This window comes from Campylobacter hepaticus (assembly GCF_001687475.2).
Taxonomy (GTDB): domain Bacteria; phylum Campylobacterota; class Campylobacteria; order Campylobacterales; family Campylobacteraceae; genus Campylobacter_D; species Campylobacter_D hepaticus.
The window spans coordinates 337,573-361,450 of record NZ_CP031611.1 but is presented as its reverse complement, the minus strand read 5'-3'; the positions used below and the strand labels follow the sequence as shown (position 1 = coordinate 361,450).

General features: G+C 27.6%; 24 protein-coding genes and 1 pseudogene. 3 read left to right on the top strand and 22 right to left on the bottom strand.

All coding sequences use genetic code 11. From position 1 onward, the window contains the following. Positions 1 to 2: 2 nt before the first annotated feature. Entirely contained in the window at positions 3 to 3,020 is a 3,018-nt protein-coding gene (locus tag A2J15_RS01795; protein WP_066778839.1) for an efflux RND transporter permease subunit, read from the top strand. Here the strand turns inward: A2J15_RS01795 and A2J15_RS01790 are convergent. From A2J15_RS01790 to A2J15_RS01775, 4 genes and pseudogenes are all read right to left on the bottom strand, one after another. Further along, entirely contained in the window at positions 3,017 to 3,823 is an 807-nt protein-coding gene (locus tag A2J15_RS01790; RefSeq protein ID WP_066778838.1) for an adenylosuccinate lyase, read from the bottom strand. The genes A2J15_RS01795 and A2J15_RS01790 overlap by 4 nt on opposite strands. Continuing rightward, positions 3,824 to 4,448: pseudogene (locus A2J15_RS01785) on the bottom strand (arginyltransferase). It abuts the gene before it with no gap. Then, positions 4,449 to 4,670 (bottom strand): hypothetical protein, encoded by a 222-nt coding sequence (locus tag A2J15_RS01780; protein WP_066778837.1) that lies wholly within the window; start codon positions 4,668 to 4,670, stop codon positions 4,449 to 4,451. Continuing rightward, a complete protein-coding gene (locus A2J15_RS01775) occupies positions 4,654 to 6,114 on the bottom strand; it encodes an acetyl-CoA carboxylase subunit A (protein ID WP_066778835.1) in 1,461 nt (486 codons plus the stop codon). Before A2J15_RS01775 ends, A2J15_RS01780 begins: the two co-directional genes overlap by 17 nt. A 136-nt stretch (positions 6,115 to 6,250) precedes the next feature. Between A2J15_RS01775 and ftsW the strand changes: the two genes are divergently transcribed. Both ftsW and murG read left to right on the top strand, forming a co-directional pair. After that, positions 6,251 to 7,414: a putative lipid II flippase FtsW gene (gene ftsW, locus A2J15_RS01770; protein WP_066778833.1), complete on the top strand. Its 1,164-nt coding sequence runs from the start codon at positions 6,251 to 6,253 to the stop codon at positions 7,412 to 7,414. Further along, entirely contained in the window at positions 7,411 to 8,439 is a 1,029-nt protein-coding gene (murG, locus tag A2J15_RS01765) for an undecaprenyldiphospho-muramoylpentapeptide beta-N-acetylglucosaminyltransferase (protein ID WP_066778831.1), read from the top strand. The genes ftsW and murG overlap by 4 nt, the downstream gene beginning before the upstream one ends. Here the strand turns inward: murG and A2J15_RS01760 are convergent. The 18 genes from A2J15_RS01760 to guaB all read right to left on the bottom strand — a co-directional run bounded on the left by A2J15_RS01760 (position 8,410) and on the right by guaB (position 23,875). After that, the gene (locus A2J15_RS01760; RefSeq protein WP_066778830.1) at positions 8,410 to 9,576 is read right to left on the bottom strand and encodes an MFS transporter; all 1,167 of its coding nucleotides are present in this window, start codon (positions 9,574 to 9,576) and stop codon (positions 8,410 to 8,412) included. The genes murG and A2J15_RS01760 overlap by 30 nt on opposite strands. Positions 9,577 to 9,588: 12 nt before the next feature. Beyond that, positions 9,589 to 10,443 carry a YncE family protein gene (locus tag A2J15_RS01755; RefSeq protein WP_066778829.1) on the bottom strand — a complete coding sequence of 285 codons (855 nt, stop codon included), beginning with the start codon at positions 10,441 to 10,443 and terminating at the stop codon, positions 9,589 to 9,591. A 58-nt stretch (positions 10,444 to 10,501) separates the two neighbouring features. Continuing rightward, positions 10,502 to 11,392 (bottom strand): helix-turn-helix domain-containing protein, encoded by an 891-nt coding sequence (locus A2J15_RS01750; RefSeq protein ID WP_066778828.1) that lies wholly within the window; start codon positions 11,390 to 11,392, stop codon positions 10,502 to 10,504. Continuing rightward, entirely contained in the window at positions 11,389 to 11,994 is a 606-nt protein-coding gene (locus tag A2J15_RS01745) for a thiamine phosphate synthase (RefSeq protein ID WP_066778871.1), read from the bottom strand. The genes A2J15_RS01750 and A2J15_RS01745 overlap by 4 nt, the downstream gene beginning before the upstream one ends. Next, on the bottom strand, positions 11,984 to 13,129 hold the full coding sequence (gene thiH / locus A2J15_RS01740) for a 2-iminoacetate synthase ThiH (protein WP_066778824.1): 1,146 nt from the start codon (positions 13,127 to 13,129) through the stop codon (positions 11,984 to 11,986). The genes A2J15_RS01745 and thiH overlap by 11 nt, the downstream gene beginning before the upstream one ends. A 2-nt stretch (positions 13,130 to 13,131) precedes the next feature. Further along, positions 13,132 to 13,542, bottom strand: coding sequence for a PDDEXK family nuclease (locus tag A2J15_RS01735; protein WP_066778822.1), 411 nt, complete (start codon positions 13,540 to 13,542; stop codon positions 13,132 to 13,134). Between the two features lie 9 nt (positions 13,543 to 13,551). Continuing rightward, the gene (locus A2J15_RS01730; protein WP_066778820.1) at positions 13,552 to 13,830 is read right to left on the bottom strand and encodes a DNA cytosine methyltransferase; all 279 of its coding nucleotides are present in this window, start codon (positions 13,828 to 13,830) and stop codon (positions 13,552 to 13,554) included. A gap of 2 nt (positions 13,831 to 13,832) precedes the next feature. After that, a complete protein-coding gene (locus tag A2J15_RS01725) occupies positions 13,833 to 14,594 on the bottom strand; it encodes a thiazole synthase (RefSeq protein WP_066778818.1) in 762 nt (253 codons plus the stop codon). Positions 14,595 to 14,597: 3 nt separating this feature from the next. Then, complete coding sequence (gene thiF, locus A2J15_RS01720; protein WP_116980469.1) at positions 14,598 to 15,401, bottom strand: thiamine biosynthesis protein ThiF; 804 nt, start codon at positions 15,399 to 15,401, stop codon at positions 14,598 to 14,600. Then, positions 15,398 to 15,589 carry a sulfur carrier protein ThiS gene (gene thiS / locus A2J15_RS01715; RefSeq protein WP_066778814.1) on the bottom strand — a complete coding sequence of 64 codons (192 nt, stop codon included), beginning with the start codon at positions 15,587 to 15,589 and terminating at the stop codon, positions 15,398 to 15,400. Before thiS ends, thiF begins: the two co-directional genes overlap by 4 nt. A 35-nt stretch (positions 15,590 to 15,624) precedes the next feature. Then, entirely contained in the window at positions 15,625 to 16,722 is a 1,098-nt protein-coding gene (gene dapE / locus A2J15_RS01710; RefSeq protein WP_066778813.1) for a succinyl-diaminopimelate desuccinylase, read from the bottom strand. 4 nt (positions 16,723 to 16,726) lie between these two features. Beyond that, positions 16,727 to 17,326, bottom strand: a complete 600-nt coding sequence (locus tag A2J15_RS01705) for a LysE family transporter (protein WP_066778812.1) — start codon at positions 17,324 to 17,326, stop codon at positions 16,727 to 16,729. A gap of 164 nt (positions 17,327 to 17,490) precedes the next feature. After that, entirely contained in the window at positions 17,491 to 19,698 is a 2,208-nt protein-coding gene (locus A2J15_RS01700; protein WP_066778811.1) for an endonuclease MutS2, read from the bottom strand. Further along, positions 19,698 to 20,042 (bottom strand): hypothetical protein, encoded by a 345-nt coding sequence (locus A2J15_RS01695; RefSeq protein ID WP_066778810.1) that lies wholly within the window; start codon positions 20,040 to 20,042, stop codon positions 19,698 to 19,700. The genes A2J15_RS01700 and A2J15_RS01695 overlap by 1 nt, the downstream gene beginning before the upstream one ends. Then, on the bottom strand, positions 20,035 to 21,333 hold the full coding sequence (gene murC, locus A2J15_RS01690) for a UDP-N-acetylmuramate--L-alanine ligase (protein WP_116980468.1): 1,299 nt from the start codon (positions 21,331 to 21,333) through the stop codon (positions 20,035 to 20,037). The genes A2J15_RS01695 and murC overlap by 8 nt, the downstream gene beginning before the upstream one ends. Before the next feature lie 145 nt (positions 21,334 to 21,478). Then, the gene (locus A2J15_RS01685) at positions 21,479 to 22,255 is read right to left on the bottom strand and encodes a carbon-nitrogen hydrolase family protein (RefSeq protein WP_066778807.1); all 777 of its coding nucleotides are present in this window, start codon (positions 22,253 to 22,255) and stop codon (positions 21,479 to 21,481) included. Continuing rightward, positions 22,248 to 22,421: an exodeoxyribonuclease VII small subunit gene (gene xseB / locus A2J15_RS01680; protein WP_066778805.1), complete on the bottom strand. Its 174-nt coding sequence runs from the start codon at positions 22,419 to 22,421 to the stop codon at positions 22,248 to 22,250. Before xseB ends, A2J15_RS01685 begins: the two co-directional genes overlap by 8 nt. Continuing rightward, positions 22,418 to 23,875, bottom strand: a complete 1,458-nt coding sequence (guaB, locus tag A2J15_RS01675; RefSeq protein WP_066778803.1) for an IMP dehydrogenase — start codon at positions 23,873 to 23,875, stop codon at positions 22,418 to 22,420. Before guaB ends, xseB begins: the two co-directional genes overlap by 4 nt. Positions 23,876 to 23,878 lie beyond the last annotated feature (3 nt).

The window sequence follows — 23,878 nt, the reverse complement described above, 5'->3', positions numbered from 1 at the left end:
TCATGTTTAAACTAGCTATAAATAGACCTATTGGTACACTCATGTTTTTTATAGCTTTAATGATTTTTGGTTTCATTTCTGCTTTTAATATGAGTGTTAATTTATTTCCTAATGTTTCTATACCCCTTATAAAAATTACAAATAACATTAATGGTGATATCAATTTTGTAGAATCTAAAATAACCAAAGAAATAGAAAATGCTTTAAGCCAGATTGATGGGATAAAAACAATAACTTCTAGCACATATGATAATTTTAGTATTAGTGTTGCAGAATTTAAACTTGGTAAAAATCTTGAAGTAGCAGCTAATGACGTACGTGATAAAATAGGGACTTTGGATCTAGCTAGCAAACCCAAAATTGAAAAAATCAATTCTGACTCAGGGGCTGTTATTTCACTTTTTTTATACTCTAAAGATAAATTACAACTTATGCATGAAATCAATGATAAAATCAAGCCTTTTTTACAAAGAATAGATGGGGTTGGAAAAATAGAAACCAAAGGTTTTTTAAAACCTCAAATACGCATACAATTAAAACCCAATGAACTTAAAAAATATAATCTTAATGCTCTTGATATAGCTAATATTATCAAAAGTCAAAATTTTAAACAAGCTCTAGGAGAACTTAATAACAATGAAAATAATTATATTATTAAAGGCTATTTTGAAGCTACAAATTTAAAAGAACTTTCTAATATACGCATTAAAACAGGAGTATTTTTAAGCGATATAGCTCAAATTTCAAGTCTTTATGAAGATGAAAAACAAAGCGCTATTTATAATAACAAAGAAGGTGTAATTTTAGAATTAGGTAAAACAACAAATTATAATACTCTTCAAATCATAAAAAATGTTAAACAAGCCTTACCTGATTTAAAAAAACAACTTCACAATAACATAAGCATTGACATTATTTATGATAAAAGTTTAAATATTTATAAACATCTTTCCCAAGTAATTTTTGATATGGTTTTAGGTATTTTTCTTACTCTTGTGATTGTATTTTTATTTTTAAGAAATTTCAGTGCAACACTTATTGCTTGTATAGCCATACCTACTTCTATTATTTCAACTTTTTTTATCATAGATCTTTTATCTTATGATTTAAATCGTTTAACTTTTATTGCTCTTACTTTAAGTATAGGAATCTTTATTGATGATGCCATAGTCGTTATTGAAAATATTGCTAAAAAATTACAAAGTTATCCTCCTTTGGAAGCTGCTTTTTTAGGTATCAATGAGATAGGTTTTAGTGTTTTAAGTATTAGCATAGTTTTACTTTGTGTTTTTATACCTATTTCTTATATGAATTCTATTCCTGGACTTTTTTTTAATGCTTTAGGTATAAGTGTTGCAAGCGGTATTGTTGTAAGTTTTTTGGTTTGTGTATTTTTAATACCAAGCCTTGGAGCTAGATTTTTAAATACCAAAGAAAGTCAATTTTACAAAAAAACTGAATCTTTTTTTCAAAACATGGAAGAAAAATATGCAATTTTACTGGATAAAATTTTAAAAAATAAAATCAAATTTATTATTATTACTTTGATTTTTATATTATTTTCTTTTGTTTTAGCTACACGTATAGGACTTGATTTTTTACCTATGGAAGATGATAGTGAAATACAAATTTTACTAGAAAGTAAAAAAGATTTAAGTTTAGAAGCAATGAAAGTAAAGAGTTTAGATTTGCTTGAAAAAATCCAAACTGATGAAAATGTTAAATATGCTTTTTTACTTGTAGGCTATAATGATTCCAAAGATACCACAAAAGCTAAAATTTATATTAAACTTAAAAATTTAGAAGAAAGAAAACTCAGACAAAGTGCTATTATTAGTTTATATCGTCAAAAATTTAAAGATGAAAATTTAAAAATTAAAATTTTAGAATTACCAAAAATAGAAGGTGCGGGTATTGATGATCCTGTACAATTTTTAATCTTAGGAGATGATTTAAATACCTTAAAAACAGCTGCAAATCGTGCTAAAAATATTTTAGCGAGTAATTCTCATATTGTAGATATAAATGATAACTCAAATGCAACAAAAGATGAAATAAGCTTACATATCAATAAAGAAAAAGCAAAACTTTTAGATGTAAATCCTGAATACATAGCTAAAGTTTTAAGCTATTCTTTTTCACAACTTAGCATTGGAAGCATGGACAGGGGTAATTCAAAAGATGATATCATTTTAAGCTTTGCTCCAGAATTTAAAAAAGATATAGAAGCTTTAAAACGTATTAGTATTAACAATAATCAAGGTGTTAACTTAGAACTTTCAAGCGTTGTAGATTTTAAATATAGTAAAGATTTAAAAATCATTAATCACTACAATAAAAGTCGATCTATTAAAGTTACTGCTGGGGTTAATGATCTTTCCTTAGGAGCAGTACAAAAACTTTTAATTCAAAACATAGATTATATTTTAGATAAAAGCATTGGTCTTAATTATGCTTTTTCAGGTTTTATTAATCTTTTAGGAGAAACCATAAAAGGTTTTGCCATGGCCATTATCTTAGCTTTTATTTTAATCTATCTTGTTTTAGCTGCACTTTATGAAAGCTTTATTTTACCACTTGTCATTATGATAACCATGCCTTTAGCTTTTGGTGGAGCTTGCATAGGTCTTTTTATCACAGGTCATAATTTTTCACTTTTTGTGCTCATTGCTCTTATCTTACTCTTTGGTATGGTGGGAAAAAATGCCATTTTACTTGTAGATCTTGCTAATAAAAAATGCCATGAAGGTTTCAATCCTGATGAAGCATTACTCATAGCTGGAAAATCTCGCTTAAGAGCTATTTTAATGACTACTTTTGCTATGATTTTTGCTATGCTACCCCTTGCATTTTCAAAAGGAGCAGGCTATGAATCAAACTCACCTATGGCTATAACCATTATTTTTGGACTTATAAGCTCAACTATATTAACCTTACTTGTAGTTCCTGCAATTTTTCAATTTTGTTTTAAACTTGATAGCTACCTAAGAAAATTTTACGAAAGAGAAAAACTCAATTAAGTATTATTTTTATAAAGAGCTTTTAAATTATCATAAGCGATTTGTATTTTTTCAAATTGTTCTCTTGCATAAGCTTTTTCTAAAGTACTTTTTCCTTGATAAAAATCAGGATGATAAAGCTTAACCATAATTAAATATTTTTGTCTAATCTCATAAAGATTATTTTGTGGAGTACATTCTAAAATATTAAAATAATTATTAAAAAGCTTAGCTAAAGCATTAAATTTCCATTTCATATTTTCTTTATTATGTATATTTTGACAAAATTTTTTATATTCTTCATAATTTACTTTAAAATCAACACAATACTTTAAATGTTCACTTTCATCCGCAAAAGTTTCAAAAAGTTTAAAAGTATCTTCATCTTTGTATTTCAAAATTAAAATATTTGTCGTTTCATTGTATTCTATAATGTGATCTTTAAAATAATTTCTTATATAAGTAATAAAAAGTTTTTCATTAGAACTTAAATGCATTAAAATTCTATTTGCAGTAAAATCAACTTTAATAAATAGCTTAGATTTAAGCATATTACTTTGTTTGAAATTCAATCTAAAAGTTTTAAAATAAGCATCATGTAAATTTTCTATACACTCATTGGTGCTTTTGCGGTATTTTTGATTTAAAACTTTTAAAAAATAACGGCGTTGCGGAATTTCATTTTCTTCAAAAAAAGAAAAAATTTTATTTTTTCGTCCTAAAACTTTTGTAAAATTTTTAGTAATTAAATCTTTAAAATATTGAAATGCTTTAATATCATCTGTATTAACATGTATAGTTTCTAAAGTTTGGACAATTTGCATTTATTTCTCCCATAAAACCTCATTTTCAAAAAGCGAACTCGTGCCTTTTAAAATTTCATTGGGTGTATAATCGGCTTTATATGATAAAGATTGACATTTTTTTACAAAATATCCTAAATAAATATAATCAAGATTCATTTTTTTGGCTATTTTTATTTCACTAAGCAAGGAAAACTTGCCCAAAGAAAAAGAGGTAAAATCAGGATCATAAAAACAATAAATACTTGAAATTCCATCTTCTAAAATATCAATTAAATCCACACATACAAGTTTGTTTTCTATATAGAATGCAAGCTCATATCCAAAATCCATAAAACCTTCAACATACAAATTATCATATTGTTTAAAATTTAAATCATTTAGTATTAGAATTTTTATTAATAACTCTTCTTTCGCTTTTTGAAAATTCATACTCATGGGCTAAAATTCTAAGACTTAAACATTCATCACAATCTTTACAAATTGGACGAGAAAAATATCTTCCAAAACGACGCCAACCTCGTCTTATTAATTCATTATTCATTTTCTTAGAACAATTTTGTATATATTTATACTCTATACGAGACTGCTTATTTTTTAAATAAGGACACTCATCTTCAAGAGTACAAAAACCTATTTCAAACATTTAAATTTTTTTAATACCTGAGTTTTTAATAAATTCAGAAAATTCATCCTGTAATCTTTCTTGTTTTAAAAAAATTTCTTCCATTGCTTTATCTATTTTTATTTCTTGTGTTGTATTACAAGCATTTTTAAATGCTTTTTCATCATTTTTATTTAATTTTTTTGTTGTGCAATCTGCTTGCATTTCTTTTTTAATATTTTTAAGACTATCTAAAAAATCCATTATTTTCTACCTTCTCGTATTTTTTTAAAGTTGCAGCAATAGCAGCTATAACTTCTTCTTTATTTTCTTGATGATGATCTTCTGTTTTTTCTAATAATTCTTGCATATGCGTTTCTATAAAAGAAGTATCTAAATATCCTCTTCTAAATTCTCTTGTTTTTGTAATAGCAATTAAAAAAGGAATAGTTGTTCTAATATCAGCAATTACAAATTCTTTTAAAGCACGCTCTAGCTTATTAACTGCTAAATCGTAACTTGTTGCTTTAACAATAAGCTTAGCAAGCATAGAATCATAATAAGGTGCAATAGTATAATCTTTATAAATATGACTATCTACTCTAACTGATGGACCAAGTGCTGGATAATATTCTTTTATTTTTCCTGTATTTGGAATAAAATTTTTCCAGACATTTTCAGCTGTAATCCTAGCCTCAATAGCAAAACCTCTAGGTTTAATATCACTTTGTTCTAAATCTAAAATTTCTCCAGCTGCAATACGAATTTGTCTTACAATAAGATCAATACCCGTAATTTCTTCTGTAATAGGATGTTCAACTTGAATTCTTGTATTCATCTCCATGAAATAAAAACGATTATAATCATCAAGTAAAAACTCTATAGTTCCTGCATTCGTATAAGCTACGGCTTTAGCAGCTGCTACTGCACTAACACCCATAGTTTTTCTAAGATTATCTGAAATTCCAGGACATGGTGCAATTTCAATCATTTTTTGATGTCTTCTTTGAATAGAACAATCTCTCTCACAAAGATGGATAATATTACCATAATTATCCCCTAAAATTTGAAATTCTATATGACGAGGATTAAGTATATATTTTTCCATAAATACTTCATCATTATTAAAATAACTCAAAGCCTCTCTTTTGCAAGAATCAAAAGCATTTTGTAATTCTTCTTCTTTATAAACAACACGAATTCCACGACCTCCTCCACCACCTGAAGCCTTTAAAATTACAGGATATCCTATTTTTTCAGCAAAAGCTTTAATCTCTTCTATGGTATAAGAGTTTAATTTTTCAGTTCCTGGAACAACAGGAATGCCATTTTTAGCCATTAATTTACGTGCAATATTTTTATTTCCCATTTTATAAATAACTTCAGATTTTGGACCTATAAAAATAATTTTCGCATCTTCACATGCTTTAGCAAATTCATAATTTTCACTTAAAAATCCATAACCTGGATGAATAGCATCTGCACCACATGCTTTAGCAATCTCAACAATGCGTTTAATATCTAAATAACCTCTTATAGCATCTGTACCTATACGATAAGCTTCATCTGCTATTTTTACATGCAAACACTCACGATCAGGATCTGTAAAAACAGCTACACTTTTAACATGCAAATCTCTACAAGCACGAATAACACGGACAGCTATTTCAGCCCTATTTGCTATAAGAATTTTACGAATTTGATTCATAATCTACCTTTTTTACATGTTTATTTCTAATTCTAGCAAAATTTGCTTACAAAAACTTAGTAAAAATTTTAATTTATTTTAGTTATAATATTTTTTTAAAAAATTATTTCAATATAAAGAAAAGTTATAATTATATATGATTGCTGATAAAAGATTGTTTTATTTAAGTTGCATTTTAATCACTATAGGTGTAGTATTTTCATATTCTCTTACAGCCTTTACTGTCCTTTTTCTTGATTATGGAGAATTTCATTTTTTTATACGCCAACTTTTTTTTGGAATAAGTGGGATATTCATCATGTTTTTCATTTCTAGACTTAATCCTAATAAAACCTTACATAAAAAAATTATACTCGCCATTTTAATTAGTTCTTTTATATTTATTATTGCTTTGCCTTTTTTACCTTCTGCTTTAGCCACAGCTAGTGGCGGTGCTAAACGTTGGATACGCTTAGGTCCTGTTTCAATTTCCCCTGTAGAATTTTTCAAAATAGGACTTATATATTTTTTAGCTTGGAGCTATACAAGACGTATTGATGATACTAAAAAAGCCATTAAACATGAAGTTTTGATTCTTTTACCTTATTGTATTTTAGCATCTATAGTTATAAGTTATATTTATATTACACAAAATGATTTAGGTCAAAGCATTATTTCTTTCTTTTTAATATTAGCTTTAGCCTTTTTTGCAGGTGCTAGTAAAAGACTTTTTGCTTTTGGAACTTTAATCATTATGATGATAGGTATTATGGTAATTTTTAGCAATCAAAGACGTATTCAAAGAATAGCATCTTGGTGGGGTAATATACAAGATGCCTTTTTACCTATGCTTCCTAATTGGATAGCTAATGCTTTACGCGTAAGCAATAATAGCGAACCTTATCAAATCTCACATTCTTTAAATGCTATAGCGCATGGAGGAATGTTAGGTGAAGGCCTAGGGCTTGGGACTTTTAAATTAGGATTTTTAAGCGAGGTGCATACAGATTTTGTTCTTTCTGGAATTACAGAAGAAATAGGACTTTTAGGACTTGGAATTATTTGCTATCTTTATCTTTGGATGATTTTAAGAATTTTTAGAATCGCAGGAAGATGCGAGGAAAAACAAGATTTTATCTTTTGCTCAGGAATAGCCTTACTTTTGCTTTTTTCTTTTTTTATGAATGCTTTTGGTATTATTTCTCTTACTCCATTAAAAGGAATTGCAGTTCCACTTTTAAGCTATGGGGGAAGCTCAATGTGGGCAATTTGCATAGGAATTGGCTATGTATTAATGATTTCAAAAAAGGTTAAATTATGACTATAGTTTTAACAGGTGGTGGAACTGGAGGACATTTAAACATAGTACGTTGTTTACTACAAAGTGCTATAAAAAAAAATATAAATTGTATTTATATAGGCAGTCAAAACGGACAAGATAAAGCATGGTTTGAAAATGAATCCGCTTTTAAAGAAAAATTTTTTTTAAATTCTTGTGGAGTGGTTAATCAAAATAAAATATCTCAAATTTATTCTTTAATTCACATTTTAAAACTTTCTCAAGATTGTAAAAAAATCTTTAAAAGTAATAATATTAAAGCTGTTTTTAGTGTAGGTGGGTATAGCGCTGCACCAGCTTCTTTTGCAGCTTTATTTTCACACTTACCACTTTTTATACATGAACAAAATTCAAAAAGTGGATCTTTAAATTTACTATTAAAACCTTTTGCTAAAAAATTTTTTAGTGCTTTTGAAAAAGAATTTACTCCTTATCCTATAGCTGATAAATTTTTTAATTATGCAAGAATACGTAAAGAAATAAAAAATATCATTTTTTTAGGAGGCTCTCAAGGAGCACAATTTATTAATGATTTGGCTTTAAATTTAGCACCAAAACTTCAAAAACAAAATATTAATATTATTCATCAATGTGGAAAAAATGACTTTGAAAAATGTCAAAAAAAATACCAAAGCTTAAATATACAAGCTGATCTTTTTGATTTTACCCCGAATTTAGAAAAAAAAATGCAACAAGCAGATTTAGCTATATCAAGATCGGGTGCAAGCACACTTTTTGAACTTTGTGCTAACAATCTACCCGCTATTTTTATTCCTTATCCTTACGCTGCTAAAAATCATCAGTACTTTAATGCTAAATTTTTACAAGATCAAGCTTTATGTAAAATTTTTACTCAAAATAATATAAATCTTGATATTTTATTTCAAACAATACTTAATTTAAATTTAGAAGATATTTCTACAAGACTTAAAAATATAGCACAAAAAAATGGTGCAGAACTTTTGCTTAATAAAGCCTTATTTAATGATCCTACTTTTATAAGATAGATATCCAAAAATATTAATTAAAATTCCTATAAAAATAAGCATTAAAATAGAACTTGTAAAATTTTCAAATTTATCATGCATTAAACCTATAAGCCATTGTCCTTGTGCTGCAATTAAATAACCAAAACCTTGAGCTAAAGCAGAAAGCTTAGCTGCTATTTGAGTATTAGAACTTTTTAAAGCAATAAATAATAAAGCTATACCAAAAACTCCACCCCATGGGAATCCCATTATAAAAGCACTAATAATAATAAAAATCTTACCATCAAAAATAAAAAGTATAATAAAAGCAAGCACATACATACTACATAAACTTCCTATATAAATAGTATGTAAATTTTGTTTAAGTTTACCTAAAAGTAAAGGACCAAACAAAGAAATTGGAGCAGCTATGAGTTGAGCAAAAAGCACTATATCTGTAGCAAATTCCCTATCAAAACCTTTTTCAACAATCATTTGAACATACCAAAAAAACAAAGAATAGGCTAAAAAACTTTGAAATCCCATAAAAAAAGTAATTTTCCAAGTGGTTGGATGGGTAAAAAGATTAACTTCTTTAAATTGTTTTTTCTTAGTACGAAAAAATCTACCATTTTTAGCTTGAGGATAATAAACCACTAAAGCAATAAAAGAAAAAACCGCCCAAAAAGCCATTGCTCCTGCTAAATTAAAAACACTAAGCAAAGGTATAATTAAAGCAATTCCAGCTATAGAAGAAATACTTAAGACAAGACTATATACCCCCATCATAGTTGCCATTTTTTTAGGAAATTTCTCTTTAATAAAACTAGGAAGTAAAACATTAGCAATAGCAATACCACATCCTATTCCTAACATGCCTATAAAAAGACCGTATACTCCAGTATAAGAACGCAAAAGCTCTCCTATAAAAATTAAAAAAATCCCAACAATAATAGCTCTAATAGGAGAAAAATATCCAACTACAAATGAAATACTTCCAAAAGCTATTAAAGGTAAACTTGTAAGTATTCCTGCTAAGGTAGAATTTAAACCATAAGCATCTTTAATAGAATCTATAATTGGTCCTATGGTTGTAATAGGTGCGCGAAGATTAAAAGCTATGATTATAACAATAAAAAAATTAAGCCAAAAAATCTTTTTATATATAACACCCATTACATTTCATCTTTATTTTTCTAAAACAACTTTCATTATTTTACCTTCTATCATCTTAGGGATCCATAAATTATTATTTTCTACAAAAATATCTGCAGGACCTTTCATTAATGGTAAATCAAGTTTTATGCTTTGATTTGCCTTATTAATTTTATAAATCACACCTTGTAAATTTTCTCCCCAAGAACTGACCAACAAAGCATCGCCATAAGGAACTATTCCATCATAAGATTCTTTTTCATTTTTAATAATATCAACTTTTTTGCTATTTAAATCATAACTTACAACAAGACCATGACTTACACCATCAATATGATATCCTGCTATAAAAAGCTTATTATTTTTTCTATCTAAATATAAACCATTTGGACCTCCAAATTGATTTAAATCAAGCCTTATAAGTTCTTCATACTCTTTAGTTTTTAAATTAATTTTCAAAATTAAACCTGTACCAGTATCACTTAATAAAAGAGTATTATCATCTAATTTTTCAATATCATTTAAAAAAATTGCACCCTTTATAGGTAAATTAAAAATTTCCTCTTTGGTTTTTAAATCAAAACCACGCAATACATCAATATCTGCTACATAAAGAGTTTGATTAAGCTCTAACATACCTTTAGGAGCATGCAACTTGTTTAAAAATTTATATTCTAATATTTTGCCATTTTTATCTAATTTAGAAATAAAACCATCATTATCTTTACCCAAAGGATCAATTTTTTTACCTAAATTAGATACATAAACAAAATTTTTATCCACAAAAACACTTTCAGGATTTTCAAAACCACTAAATTCTTCATATTTTAAAGTGTTTGCACCCAATAAACTTCCAGCAAGTATTAAACTTAAAACATATTTTTTCATTATTTATTCCTTTCTTATTTTATTTTTTTATTATAGAAAGAAAAATTAAAAAAATGTGCTAGTTTTTTGATAAAAAATACAAGTTTTTTGATTTTTGATATTGTTTTGGACTTTGTCCGTATTGTTCTTTAAATCTTTCAATAAACCAAGCTATAGAAGAAAAAGCACATTCATTTGCAATTTCATTAACATTTTTTTGAGAAAATTCAAGTAAAATTTTTGCTTTTTGCAATCTTTTTTCATCCAGCCATTTTTTAGGGCTTTTTCCAAAACATTTTTTAAATTCCTTAGAAAAAGTTGCTAAATCAAGCTTTGCAAAATCAGCCATTTCATTAACACTTAAAAATTCTATATCATGATATCCAAAAAGTTGTAAAAGATCTAAACGCAATTCCTTTAAAATTGTAGATAAAAAATTAAAAAAATATATATTTTTATTTAAAAGCAAATGTAAAAAAATCTCTTCAAATTTCAAATTTATTATAGGATCTAAAATTTGAGTATTTTCTTCAAAATGTGGTAAAAAACTTTCTAGGATCCCTTGCAAAATTTTATCATTTTTTACCCAAAAAATTTCATTTTCTTTATTTATTTGCACCGATTGAAAAAAGTCTTTATATTTATAAATGAGTTCAATTAAAAATGCATTATCAAAAAAAAATAAATAAGCCTCATAAACACCATCACTAAGTCCTATATTGCTTAAAGTATGATTGCCTGCTTTTAAAAACAAGGTTTGATAAGAATCTATTTTATAATTTTTTGACGCAGTATGTAAAATTTTATATCCTTTACGCACAAAAGTTAAAAGGTGTGTTTTTACATTAACAAAGGAGGAATATGAAGAATTAGTTTGTGTATATTTTGCAAAAGTGCAAGATTTAAAATTTTTATAACTTATACCCTTTAACTGTTTTAGATCTTGAGGTAAAGAAAAAGTTGCATTCATAATAATTTTTCCTTGCAAGCTATGAGATATTTTTTAAGATCTTTTTCTTGTATTAAAATTTCACGCATACAAACTCCTGCCACATTTAAACTCTTAAATTGTTCAATATTTCTTATATTAATACCCCCTATAGCATAAAGAGGAATGGGGCTAAAATCAAGTAAAGATTTTAAAAAATCTATTCCTTTTGGATTTAAATCTTTTTTGCAAGAACTAGTAAAAATATGTCCTACAAAAGCATAATTTACCTTATAATTTATTGCCTCTAAAAGTTCTTCTTTGCTATGCACAGAAGTCCCAAGTACATGAAAATATCTTGCTAATTTAGGCTCTTTTCTTAATAAGACAAGAGGGGCATGAAAATAACGGTGTCCTAATTTTAAACACACTCTATCAAAAAAATGCAAAAAACAAGTGATTTTATGTTTAGCACAAATAGCTAAAACTTCTTTTGCTAAATCATAATACTCAAATTCACTTAAATCTTTTTCCCTTAAAACTATAGCATCTATTTTAGCTTTTGCAAGTTTTTCCATATATTTTAAAAAATCTATTTGTACACATTTTCTATCGCTTATAGCGATAATTTTTTTATCCCACATAAATACTATCACTCATTATAGCTTGTAAATTAGAATTTTTAAGCATGGATAAAATTTCACTTACGCTTCTATTGTCTGAAATTTCAAACTGCTCATCACCCTTTTTATCGCCCTTGTGTTCACCTATACCCACGCTTACTCCTGCACTCATCTTACTTGCACCAAGCTTTATAACCTCATCCCTAAAACCCTTTCTTTCACGACTTGAAATAGTAATTCCAGCATAAGGTAAAAAAAGCCTATAAGCACAAAGCACTTGCAAAAGCCTTGTTTCACTCACATCTTTAGGATGAATTTTAGCATTATTTATAATAGGTCTTAAACGCGGCACCGAAATAGAAATTTCAGCATGCGGATAAAGTTGTTGTAAAAAATATGCATGAAGTGCAGTAGCTAAGGCATCTTTTCTAAAATCATCTATACCCAAAAGCGCTCCAAAAGCAACCCCTCGCATACCTGATCTTAAGGCCCTTTCTTGTGCATTAAAACGATAAGGAAAAACACGTTTTTCACCATCTAGATGAATTTTAGAATATTTAATAGCATTATAAGTTTCTTGAAAAATGGTTACATAATCACAACCATTTTCATGCAAAATTTTATATTCATCTTCATTCATAGGATAAATTTCAACACCTACAACTTTAAAATACTCTCTAGCTATTTTACAAGCATGAGCTATGTATTCTACACTTGCAAATTCTCTACCTTCTCCTGTTAACATTAAAATTTCTTCTAATCCACTTTTGGCAATAACTTCCATTTCTTCATGAATTTCAAGTTCATCAAGCTTAGCCCTTGCAATTTTATTGCCTTTTTGAAAACCACAATACACACATTTAGAATTACAATAATTTGACAAATAAAGTGGGGTAAAAAGAGAAATAGAATTTCCAAAATACTTTTCTTTAGTTTTTGCAGATTTAAAAGCTAATTCTTCTATAAATTTTTCTGCCGCACTTGAAAGTAAAGCCTTTAAATTTTCTATACTTAAATACGTTGCATTTAAAGCTTCTTTAACTTCTTTATAAGTATATTTTGTCTCATCATAGTCTTGAATTTGATTTAAAACTTTAGATAAAACTTCACTCTTTATTTCTTGCATATGAGGTAAATGCTGCATATAATCTTGCATGATTAATCCCTTTTAATAATTTTAGTGAACAATTCAAAAGAATTAATTTTAAATTGCAACATATTTGCACTTATTCTTCCGTTATCTCCACCTTTTCCTTGCATAGTAATTTTACCGATTTTTAAACTATCTCTATTTACATTTGATACTAATTTTACTTGTATATTTTGCACATCTTGTAAATTCTGTAATTTAATTTGCACCAAAATAACAACTTGAACATCAACTTTAAAATTTCTTTCAATCTTTTGTGCTTTGATATTTTGAATATCTTTTATATTGTAATTCATAGCTTTTAGCCAAGATTGTACTAAACTATCATTTTGCCAATTATTAAAAGTATTAACTACAAAATGTTCATTTTTAAAACCATTTTTAGCTGTATTTAAACCAAAGTCTATCTTATTTATCAATTTATTCCTTTAAACTTTTAGCAATACTTTTATCACGTTGACATTCATTGCATACCACATTGTCTTAATATATCGCAAAGCACTAATTAATAAATCAAAATCAGGTAAAAATTCAGGTTTAATTTTAGTTAAATCACCTAATTCAAGTTCATTTTTTGTGTTGAATAGACTTTTATAGGTTTTTATAGCGGCTTTATCAATTTCACTAAAAGCAATGCAACTAAATCCAGCTTTTTCTAAACCGAGGCGTCCTCCTACAATACCACTACAAAAATCTATAAATTTCACATTCAATCCCTTAAAAAGCCTGTTAATGGAGAACTAGCCTTAGCTTCACTCACACTTGCTAAACCTGCTAAATATCCAGCTCTTCCAGCTTGTACTGCCAAAGAAAAAGCTTTTGCCATTAAAGCAATATCTTTAGCTTCAGCTATAGCAGTATTTATCATCACAGCACTCACACCCATTTGCATAGCCTCACAAGCTTGAGCAGGAGTTCCAATACCCGCATCAACAATAATAGGTAAATCAATTTCATTAAGTAAAATTTGTATAAATTCCTTAGCACATAAACCCTTATTGCTTCCAATAGGTGCTCCTAAAGGCATAATAGCTGCTGCTCCTGCATCACGCATAGCTCTAGCAGCATAAAGATCAGCATGCATATAAGCTAAAGGTGTAAAGCCCTCTTTTGCTAAAAGCTCACAAGCCTTAATCGTTTCATAATTATTAGGTAATAAATACTTACTATCAGCAATAACTTCTATTTTTATAAGATCTCCACAACCAAGCTCTTTAGAAAGTCTTGCAATACGCAAAGCTTCATTTGCATTCCTAGCTCCTGAAGTATTAGGTAAAAGAATAATATTTTTTGGGATATAATCAAGTATATTAGCAATTTTACCTGTATTTACACGACGCAAAGCTAAAGTAATGATTTGAGCCTTAGCTTCTTTTATGGCTGATTGTATAAGCTCTAAAGAATACTTACCCGATCCTAAAATAAACCTAGAATCAAACTCATATTTGCCTATTTTTAGCTTATCATACACATTTTACTCCTTATTTGCCAAAAGTTCTAAAACAAGATTGCTTTGATGACCTGCACAAATATTTACACGCGGTGCCATAAGTCCATTTCCTATCTTAGCACCATTAACCAAATCCCCGCACACATAAAAATTTTTTGCAATTTTTCTTGTTTGTATGCTATTACTATCTCCATATCCTGCAAGCCCTGATGCACAAATTAAAATAGTATCAGCATAAAATTTATGAAAATTTTGCGCTATCATTGCTTTTGCCCTAGCACTATCAAAAGCCTCACAAACTATATCTATATCTTCAAATAAATAGGGTAAATTTTCCTCATCAATTTTCAAAGTACAAATTTCAGTTTTAATATAAGGATTAATCTGAACAATTTGTTCTTTTAAAGCTTCAGTTTTAAATTTAGCCAAATCACTTATACGATAAGCTTGACGGTTAAGATTACTAGGCTCAACCACATCAAAATCAATAAGTTTCAAAAAACCCAATCCACTGCGTGCAAGATTAATAGCTATATGAGATCCAAGTCCGCCCAAACCACAAATGGCTACGCTTGAAATTTTAAGTTTATCATGAAGCTTTGGGGTATGTCTTGCTCGCATCATAGCATCTAATGCGTCTTTTGGAGGCATTATATTTTTTTCTATACAAAAAAGTTCATCATTTTGACTTAATTTTACATTTTCTTTAGTAGCAAAACCATTAACAATCCATACATCGTTTTCATTTTTGCTCACACTTTTAAAAAAATCTAAACTTGTCATAAATTGCGTATTTAATTCTTTGCCATTAAATTTGATCCTCATCAACCGCCTCCTACAAAACTAACAATTTCTGCTTTATCATTTTCCTTTAAAACTAAATTTTCAAACTCATTCTTTGGTATGATTTTACCATTTAATTCTAAAGCAATAAATTCAATCTTTAAATCCCTTATTTTAACAAGATCTATAAATTTAATTTCTTTAAAATCAAGCTTTTCTCCATTAATTATCATTAAAAATTCCTTTTTTAATTTTTTAAACTTATTGATTAAAAATTCTCCACTAAATCTTTAAACACAAGACAAAGTTTTTCAAATTCTTCTATACTCACTCTTTCATCAACAGCATGTATTCTATCGTTACAAACACCAAATTCTACAACTTTTATTCCATATTTTGCAAAATATCTTGCATCACTTGTCCCACCTTTAGTATTAAAATTAGGGACCTCTTGGGTAATTTTTTGCACACTTTCATTAAGTTTTTGCGCTATTTTATTATCAGCACCTGTTAAAAAAGCTTCGCTTGATTGTTTTAAATCTAATTCATAATTTAAACCGTAGCAAATTTTTTCTACATAACTTTTTACATCATCTAAATTTGTATCAGGAGAATTGCGAACATTAAACATTAATTTTAAATCATTAGGAGTAACATTACTTACTTGCATACCTGCACGAATATCAGTTATAACTATTTTTGAAGGACTAAATTCAGCACTACCTGGATCAAGATCAAAACCAGCTAAAAGTTTTAAAACTGGTGCAAAATCATGGACAGGATTAATACATTTTTCAGGATAAGCCGCATGCCCTTGTTTGCCACATATTAAAAGTTTACCATTAATAGAACCACGTCTACCTATTTTAATACTATCACCTATTTTTTTTACACAAGTTGGCTCTGCAACTACTGCATAATCAGGTAAAATACCTTTTTCTTCCATCCATTCTAAAACCGCTTTAGTACCATATATAGCCTCACCTTCTTCATCACTAGTAATAATAAGACTCAATCTTGATCCTTTAAAATCAGCATTTTTAACTGCGTATACAAAAGCAGCAACACCACTTTTCATATCCTGTGCACCTCTTGCATAAATATAATCTTCTTTTTCCAAGGGTTTAAAAGGATCACTTATCCATCCTTCACCTGGAGGTACCACATCTATATGTCCTCCAAAAGCTAAATGTTCTCCTTCATCTTTAAATTTTTTAGTAAGCAAAAGATTTTTAATACTTTCTTTTTCTATAAAAAAAGCTTCAAAATCATTAAGCTCCATAGCTATAAAATTTAAAGCTCCATCATCATTTGGAGTAATTGATTTAAATTTTAAAAGCTCAATTAAGAATTCTTTTGCATTCATTTTTTTATCCTATAAAAATTTTATATAATAAGCTTAAAGCAAAATACTCTATAATTATAGCTGAAAATATATTGATTATAAAAATAACTCGCGCATTAAAAAAATAACTATATCTTGCCACCATAAAAGCTAAAGCACAAATCCAAATAAGAATAGCAACAATAAGCCCTAAAGTCATAAAATAATTATGTTTGTTACTTAAAACCACACTTGCTGTACTTAACCAAAAACCTATAACAAAAGGATTAAAACCATTTAAAAAAGCTCCTTTTATATAACTTTTAAAAAGACTTTCTTTAAATTTTTTAGGTTTTAAATTTAAATCTTGATTTTTTCTTCTTAACATTAAATAAGCCATATAAGTTAAAAAACAAAAACCAAAAATTGCTAAAAAACGCATAAAAACAACATAATCTAAAAAATTTAAAAGTCCAAATTGTGCCAAAAACAAATAACACATATCTATACTTAACGCCCCAAAACCTACAGCAATTGAATTTTTAAAAGCTTGTAAAGCATAAGTTAAAATCAAAATATTAACAGGACCAAAAGGAATACTTACCCCAAATCCTAAAAACAAGCCACTTAAAAAAGAATCAAACATTATCACCCTTTATGAATTATTATATTTAATCTTATCGACATTAATATATTTTCCTACATAAAATAAGATAAAATATTTGTAAATACTTTGCTTTAAGATTATTATTAGTTAAAATAAGAATATATGATTTATTTTTAAAACTAAACTAAAAATTTATTTGACATTTATAATTTCACTATTTTAGCACCAAAGCCGCCTTGATTCATAGGTGCATCTTGAAAGCTTTTCACACTTTTATGCGTCTTTAAAAATTCTCTTACAGCAAAAGCTAATTTTCCCGTACCTATACCATGATAAATCAAAACTTCATCAAATCCAGCTATTAAAGCATCTGATATAAATTTATCAAGTCTACTTATAGCTTCATCACTTCTAAGTCCATGCAAATCTAAACTTACGCTAAGCTTATTTGGTTTGGTAATATTAATACTTGTTTTTGGATTTAATTCAGCTATAGGAGTAGTTTTTTTCAGAAATTTTAAAGGAACTCTAAGCTTTATCCCTTGACTTTCAATCATAGCATCATTTTTTACAATGGCTATAATTTTACCTTTAATTTTTTCATACTTTATAAAATCTCCTATTCTTAATTCTTCATTTTGTTGCATGCTTGGTAAAATTATATTGCGTTTTAATTCATTAGCTTTATTTAAACTTCTTTGTTTTTCTTTAATATCTTTTAAATAAATAGTCTTTTTAGCTTCTTGTATAGCCTCATAAAATTTTAATTCCAAATTCTTTAAGCTTATACGCAATTCTTCTTCATTTTTTTCTTTTTGATCTTTTAAAGCATGCAAAATTGCATCTATCTTTCTTTCTTTTTGTTCTACGCTATCAAGTTTAGTTTTAAGCTTTAACTCAAGATCAATATTTTTACCTACGAGCTCTTCTAAATTCTCTTTATCTTCACCATATAATTTCTTGGCTTCACTAACTAAATTAGGTGGAATTTGATAACGCAAGGCTGTTTCAAAAGCATAAGATTTTCCTATAATACCTTTTAAAAATTCATATTTTGGACGTGAAATTTCTTCATCATATAAAGCAGCGATAAGTTCTATTTGCTCATTTTTTGCCAAAAGCATAGCAAGACGTTTATGATGCGTAGTAATAATCATCTTAAGACCACTATCAATAAGCTTTGAAATTAAAACACTATATAAACAAGCTGCTTCTTCAAAATCTGTTCCAAGTTCTATTTCATCAATACCTAGCAATAAACATTTCTTAGAAAAGAGTCTAGAAAAATGCAACATTCTACCTGCAAAAGTTGAAATATCATTTTTAACATTTTGAGGATCTTCTATAATAGCATCAAGTTCTTTAAAAGTTCCAATTTTACTATGGCTAGATTTAATATGCATAGGTAAAAGATATTTAGCTAAAAATGCTGCACTTAATATAGATTTTAAAAGCATAGATTTTCCACCAGCATTCACACCTGTAATAATTAAAACTTGTTTTTTAAATTCTAAGCTCACACTTTTTGGATTTGTTAAAGCAGGATGAATAAAATTTTTAAGTACCAAATCTTTACTTTGATCACACAAAACAAATTCTAAATCTCTTTTTTTGGCCAATAAAGTCCTGGCGCTATAATGGTCAAAAAGATCAAAAGCATTATTAATAAATTTTAAAAAAAATAAATTTTTAGCTAAAAATAAAGAAAAATTGTTAGCATACTCATAATAAATTTCTTCTTTTTGATTTTTAATTTTTTCTATATCATTTTGTAAATTTTCAATACTTAAAGGAAGAATATAAAAACCACCTCCACTACTTCTAGATATAATTTTTGCCTTAATCACGCGGTTAAAACCACCCCTTACAAGCAAAACTTCAAGATCATTAATAAAATGAATTTGTGTATCTATAAGATAAGGCATTAAAGATTTACTATAAACAATTTTTTTAAACTCACTTATAATATTTTCTTTTTTAACTTTCAAAGCTATATTTAAATTACTCAATCTTTCATCTAAACTTTCTTTTAATTCACCCTTTTCATCGAAATTTAAACCCAATTTTAAAATTTCATCATTTAATTGTATTTTTTCTAACCAAGAATTCAAACTAGGTCCAAATTTTATTTTTTTAAGTTTTTCAAAATAACGAAAAATCTTTACAAACTCAAAAATTTCATCTAAATGCAAAATCCCTTGTTTGCTTAAATGTATTAAAGCCTGATCAAGATTATTAAGACTTGGTAAAATAGGAAATTCAACCTTACAAAGCTCATCAATACGTTTAAAATGAAGTTTACTATCACCTTGCAAAAATATATCTTTATCTCTTGCAAAAAAAGTTTTAAATTCTTTTATATAATCGTTTAAATCAAGCTTTACAATTAACTCTTCTTTTAATTCATTCATTAATCAAACCTACAATCTTTAATATCTATAATTAAAGAATTAAAACTTTGATTATTGTCCTTTGAAATAAAGCTTCCTGTTCCAAATTCATAATTAAAATACATCTTAGAAATATTAATATCCTTACATAAAATACTTTTTCCTTGATTAAAAGCGACAATAATATCATTTTTTAAATGACTTTTTTGAGTATTTTTAAATTCAAAAAATACTATTAAAATAATACAAATTACAAATAAAATACCAAAAAAAGGCTTCACTTTTTTACCTAATTTTTTATCCAAAATAAAAATCAAAAAACTTAAAAATAAAATAATAAAAATATAAATTAATATTCTACTCATTTTTTTGCCTTAATTTATTACTAATATCACCTGCACCAAAACCTATAATCAACCCCTCTTCAAAAACCTCTCCTTTAGAAGCTACTAAAAATTTCCCCTCTCTTTTAATATCTTCAACAAATAAAGCTTTAGGAAAAATCTTTTTTAAATCAAGATCTATAACTTGCTCTCCAGCAGCATAAACAGGTAAAATAACAAGCTGATCAATATCTTCAAAAGCTTTTGCAAATGCATTTAAATTTGCTAATAAGCGAGTATAACGATGGGGTTGAAAAATCACAGTAATTTTTTTATATCCTGCTAATCTTGCATATTCTTTAGCTGCGCTTAAAGTAGCTTTAATTTCAGTTGGATGATGTCCATAATCATCAATTAAAGCTAAATTTTCATCTGTATATAAAATATCAAAACGCTTTTTAATACCTTGATAATTTTGAAGTCTTGATTTTATAGTTTTAATATCTACAAAATTTAAAGCTGCTAAAATCGCCAAAGATGCATCTAAAGCTAAATGATATCCCATACCACAAATTTTAAATTCACCCAAATCTTTTAACTCAAAACTTGTAAAAGGTTTAAAATTTTCTATATACATGGTGCAATTTTTAATATCTTTACTAGGATAAAGCTTAATAGAATCATTTAAATAATGTTTTAAAAATTCATCTTCAGCATTAATAACACGTATTTTAGCCATATCTAAGAATTTTGTATAAGCATTATGAAGCTTTGAAATTTCATTATCATAATGTTCTAAATGCTCAGCTTCTGCATTTGTAACTATAGCTAAATAAGGATTTGAATTTAAAAAAGAACTATCACTTTCATCTGCTTCAAAAATAAGATTTTGACTTTCTTTATAAATCATATTAGATCCAAATTCTTTTAAAATCGCACCAATAATCACAGAAGCATTATCAAGCAAAGATACCAAAATACTTGAAGTTGTGCTTTTTCCATGTGCTCCAGCCACTGCAAAAACACGCTTATCTTTTAAAATAAGTGGCAAAGCCTCTTTACGCGAAAGGCATTTAATACCTAATTTTTGAGCATATTTAAATTCAGGGTTTTCTTCTTTAATAGCAGCAGAATATATGATTAAATCTTTATCTAAAACATTATTTTGATGATGAGGAATGCTAATTTGAATACCTTCTTTTTCAAGTTCTTTAGTGATTTTACTTTCCTTAAGATCACTTCCGCTTGCTTGATAACCTTTTTCTCTTAAAAATCTTGCCAAAGCAGAAATTCCTATACCGCCTATACCAATAAAATGAATCTTTTTCATCATTTAACCTTATATGATTTAAGGCTTAAATTTAACATTTTTTTACTAAAAATAAAATATAAAACTCATTTTGAAGGTTTTAAAAAAATCTTAAAAAATTTTACAATTTTAAAATACAAAAATATTTTATAAAATGTTTATATTTTAATTATAAATTTTTAAGTATTTTATCAAAAGCCCAAATTTTCCTTGCCTCATCACTTTTTTTAGGATCAATAATTAACATTTCTTCTTCAAAACCTAATCTACTTTCTATTTCTCCAAAAGCATTAATCCACATAGTATCACCATAAAAATTCCACTCATCTTTTGTTTTACCTATACGATTAACTCTTAAAATATTTGTAGAATTTAAAAAAGCTCTTGTTTTTAACAACTCTTCCCATCTTTGCTTGCTTTGAAAAGTACAAGCACTAGGAATGATTACTAAATCAATTTTTTTAGCCATAATTTGCTGCCAAAAAATATCAAAATGTGCCTCAAAACCAAAAAGTAAAGCGCATTTTAATTTATCATGATTAAAAGTAAAAATTTTTAATTCCTTATTGATTTTATTATTAAAAAATTTTTCTTCATTCCAATGCTCATAAGGTATTAAAATTTGCTGTTCATAAGCTTTTATACCCTTTGGAGTCACTTTTAAACAAAGTTTTTTTAAGGCTTTAGTTTCCACACTGACATAAGGGGCTATAATTTCAAGTTCATATTTTTTAGAAAGTTTGATTAAACTTTCTTTTTTAGCTTCACTTTGCTCTTTTATCATATTTTTTGGCATATGTAAAAGTTCTGTAAAAAAACTATTAATAACATATTCACCTAAAACCACTAAATTTACCCCGCTATCTTTGGAAGCTTTAAGATAATAATCAAATCTTGATTCACTTAAAGCTAAAGTAGGAAACTGTAAAGCTGCTATTTTATTCATCCACTTGTTCCACTTCTAATTTTGCTTTTTCAAGTTCTAATCTTGCTTTTTTAATACTTTCTAAACCTGCTTTATAAATTTTAACACTTTCATCTAAAGCAAGTTCTTGACTATTTAACTTCTCTAAAGCTTCATTAGCTTGTTTTAAATTTTCTTCAAAACTCATTGGTTATTTACCTTATAATTTGGTGCCTCATGTGTAATAATAACATCATGCACATGACTTTCTTTTAATCCTGCAGTTGTAATCTCAACAAATTCAGCCTTAGTTTGAAAATCTTGAATATCTTTTGCACCCACATAACCCATAGAAGATCGCAAACCACCCAAAAGTTGATGCACTACATTTTTTATACTACCTACATAAGGAACACGCCCTTCTATACCTTCAGGAACTAATTTATCTTGCGCTATACCTTGTTGAAAATATCTATCTGAACTTCCTTTTTGCATAGCTCCAAGAGAACCCATACCCCTATAAGATTTATATTGTCTACCCTGATAAGTAAAAAGTTCTCCTGGACTTTCATCAGTCCCTGCAAGTAAAGATCCTATCATAACAGAACTTGCTCCTGCTGCTAAAGCTTTTGCAATATCACCTGAATATTTAATCCCTCCATCAGCAATAACTGGAATCTTAAATTTATTTGCCTCTTCAACACATTCAGCAATAGCTGAAATTTGTGGAACCCCTACCCCTGAAACAATACGAGTTGTACAAATACTACCTGGACCAATACCCACCTTAAGTGCATCCACCCCTGCTTCACAAAGCGATTTGGCTGCAGCTGCTGTTGCAATATTACCTGCAATAAGTTCTAAATTAGGATATTTTACCTTAATAGCTTTAGCTGTATCAATAATACCCTTAGAGTGTCCGTGTGCAGAATCAAGTACTATAACATCCACTCCTGCTTCTACTAAAGCATCCACACGATCAATTTGCCCCACTCCTATAGCTGCACCCACACGCAATCTTCCAAAACTATCTTTATTAGCACAAGGATATTCTTTACGTTTTTTCAAATCTTTTATAGTAATAAGGCCTTCTAAACGTCCTTGCTCATCGACTATAGGAAGTTTTTCTACCTTATTTGTATTAAAAATTTTCTCTGCATCATCTAAAGTACATCCTTTAGGAGCTGTAATTAAAGGCATTTTTGTCATAATATTTTCAACTAAAAGAGAATAATCATTTTTAAATCTTAAATCGCGATTAGTAAGTATTCCTATAAGCTTTTTATCTTTATCTACTACAGGAACTCCTGAAATTCTATATTCTGCCATAATTTCTAAAGCCTGAGCTATACTTGCTTTTGGATCTATAAAAATAGGATCAATAATCACGCCACTTTCACTTTTTTTTACACGTTTTACTTCCCTTACTTGTGAAGCAATATCCATATTTTTATGAATTACTCCAAGCCCTCCAAGTCTTGCCATAACAATAGCTGTTCTATGCTCAGTTACAGTATCCATTGCAGCAGAAATTAAAGGTATATTTAAAGCAATATTTTTTGTTAATTGAGTATAAATTTTTACTTCTTTAGGTAAAACTTCAGAATACCCTGGACGCAATAACACATCTTCAAAAGTTAAAGCACGTTTGACAATTTTCATTTT

What these genes read in the sequence shown, in the direction of transcription:
- A2J15_RS01795 (WP_066778839.1), top strand. Translation starts at nt 3, where the DNA reads ATGTTTAAACTAGCTATAAATAGACCTATTGGTACACTCATGTTTTTT.
- A2J15_RS01790 (WP_066778838.1), bottom strand. Translation starts at nt 3,823, where the DNA reads ATGCAAATTGTCCAAACTTTAGAAACTATACATGTTAATACAGATGAT.
- A2J15_RS01780 (WP_066778837.1), bottom strand. Translation starts at nt 4,670, where the DNA reads ATGGATTTTTTAGATAGTCTTAAAAATATTAAAAAAGAAATGCAAGCA.
- A2J15_RS01775 (WP_066778835.1), bottom strand. Translation starts at nt 6,114, where the DNA reads ATGAATCAAATTCGTAAAATTCTTATAGCAAATAGGGCTGAAATAGCT.
- ftsW (WP_066778833.1), top strand. Translation starts at nt 6,251, where the DNA reads ATGATTGCTGATAAAAGATTGTTTTATTTAAGTTGCATTTTAATCACT.
- murG (WP_066778831.1), top strand. Translation starts at nt 7,411, where the DNA reads ATGACTATAGTTTTAACAGGTGGTGGAACTGGAGGACATTTAAACATA.
- A2J15_RS01760 (WP_066778830.1), bottom strand. Translation starts at nt 9,576, where the DNA reads ATGGGTGTTATATATAAAAAGATTTTTTGGCTTAATTTTTTTATTGTT.
- A2J15_RS01755 (WP_066778829.1), bottom strand. Translation starts at nt 10,443, where the DNA reads ATGAAAAAATATGTTTTAAGTTTAATACTTGCTGGAAGTTTATTGGGT.
- A2J15_RS01750 (WP_066778828.1), bottom strand. Translation starts at nt 11,392, where the DNA reads ATGAATGCAACTTTTTCTTTACCTCAAGATCTAAAACAGTTAAAGGGT.
- A2J15_RS01745 (WP_066778871.1), bottom strand. Translation starts at nt 11,994, where the DNA reads ATGTGGGATAAAAAAATTATCGCTATAAGCGATAGAAAATGTGTACAA.
- thiH (WP_066778824.1), bottom strand. Translation starts at nt 13,129, where the DNA reads ATGCAAGATTATATGCAGCATTTACCTCATATGCAAGAAATAAAGAGT.
- thiS (WP_066778814.1), bottom strand. Translation starts at nt 15,589, where the DNA reads ATGATAATTAATGGAGAAAAGCTTGATTTTAAAGAAATTAAATTTATA.
- dapE (WP_066778813.1), bottom strand. Translation starts at nt 16,722, where the DNA reads ATGAATGCAAAAGAATTCTTAATTGAGCTTTTAAAATTTAAATCAATT.
- A2J15_RS01705 (WP_066778812.1), bottom strand. Translation starts at nt 17,326, where the DNA reads ATGTTTGATTCTTTTTTAAGTGGCTTGTTTTTAGGATTTGGGGTAAGT.
- A2J15_RS01700 (WP_066778811.1), bottom strand. Translation starts at nt 19,698, where the DNA reads ATGAATGAATTAAAAGAAGAGTTAATTGTAAAGCTTGATTTAAACGAT.
- A2J15_RS01695 (WP_066778810.1), bottom strand. Translation starts at nt 20,042, where the DNA reads ATGAGTAGAATATTAATTTATATTTTTATTATTTTATTTTTAAGTTTT.
- murC (WP_116980468.1), bottom strand. Translation starts at nt 21,333, where the DNA reads ATGATGAAAAAGATTCATTTTATTGGTATAGGCGGTATAGGAATTTCT.
- A2J15_RS01685 (WP_066778807.1), bottom strand. Translation starts at nt 22,255, where the DNA reads ATGAATAAAATAGCAGCTTTACAGTTTCCTACTTTAGCTTTAAGTGAA.
- xseB (WP_066778805.1), bottom strand. Translation starts at nt 22,421, where the DNA reads ATGAGTTTTGAAGAAAATTTAAAACAAGCTAATGAAGCTTTAGAGAAG.
- guaB (WP_066778803.1), bottom strand. Translation starts at nt 23,875, where the DNA reads ATGAAAATTGTCAAACGTGCTTTAACTTTTGAAGATGTGTTATTGCGT.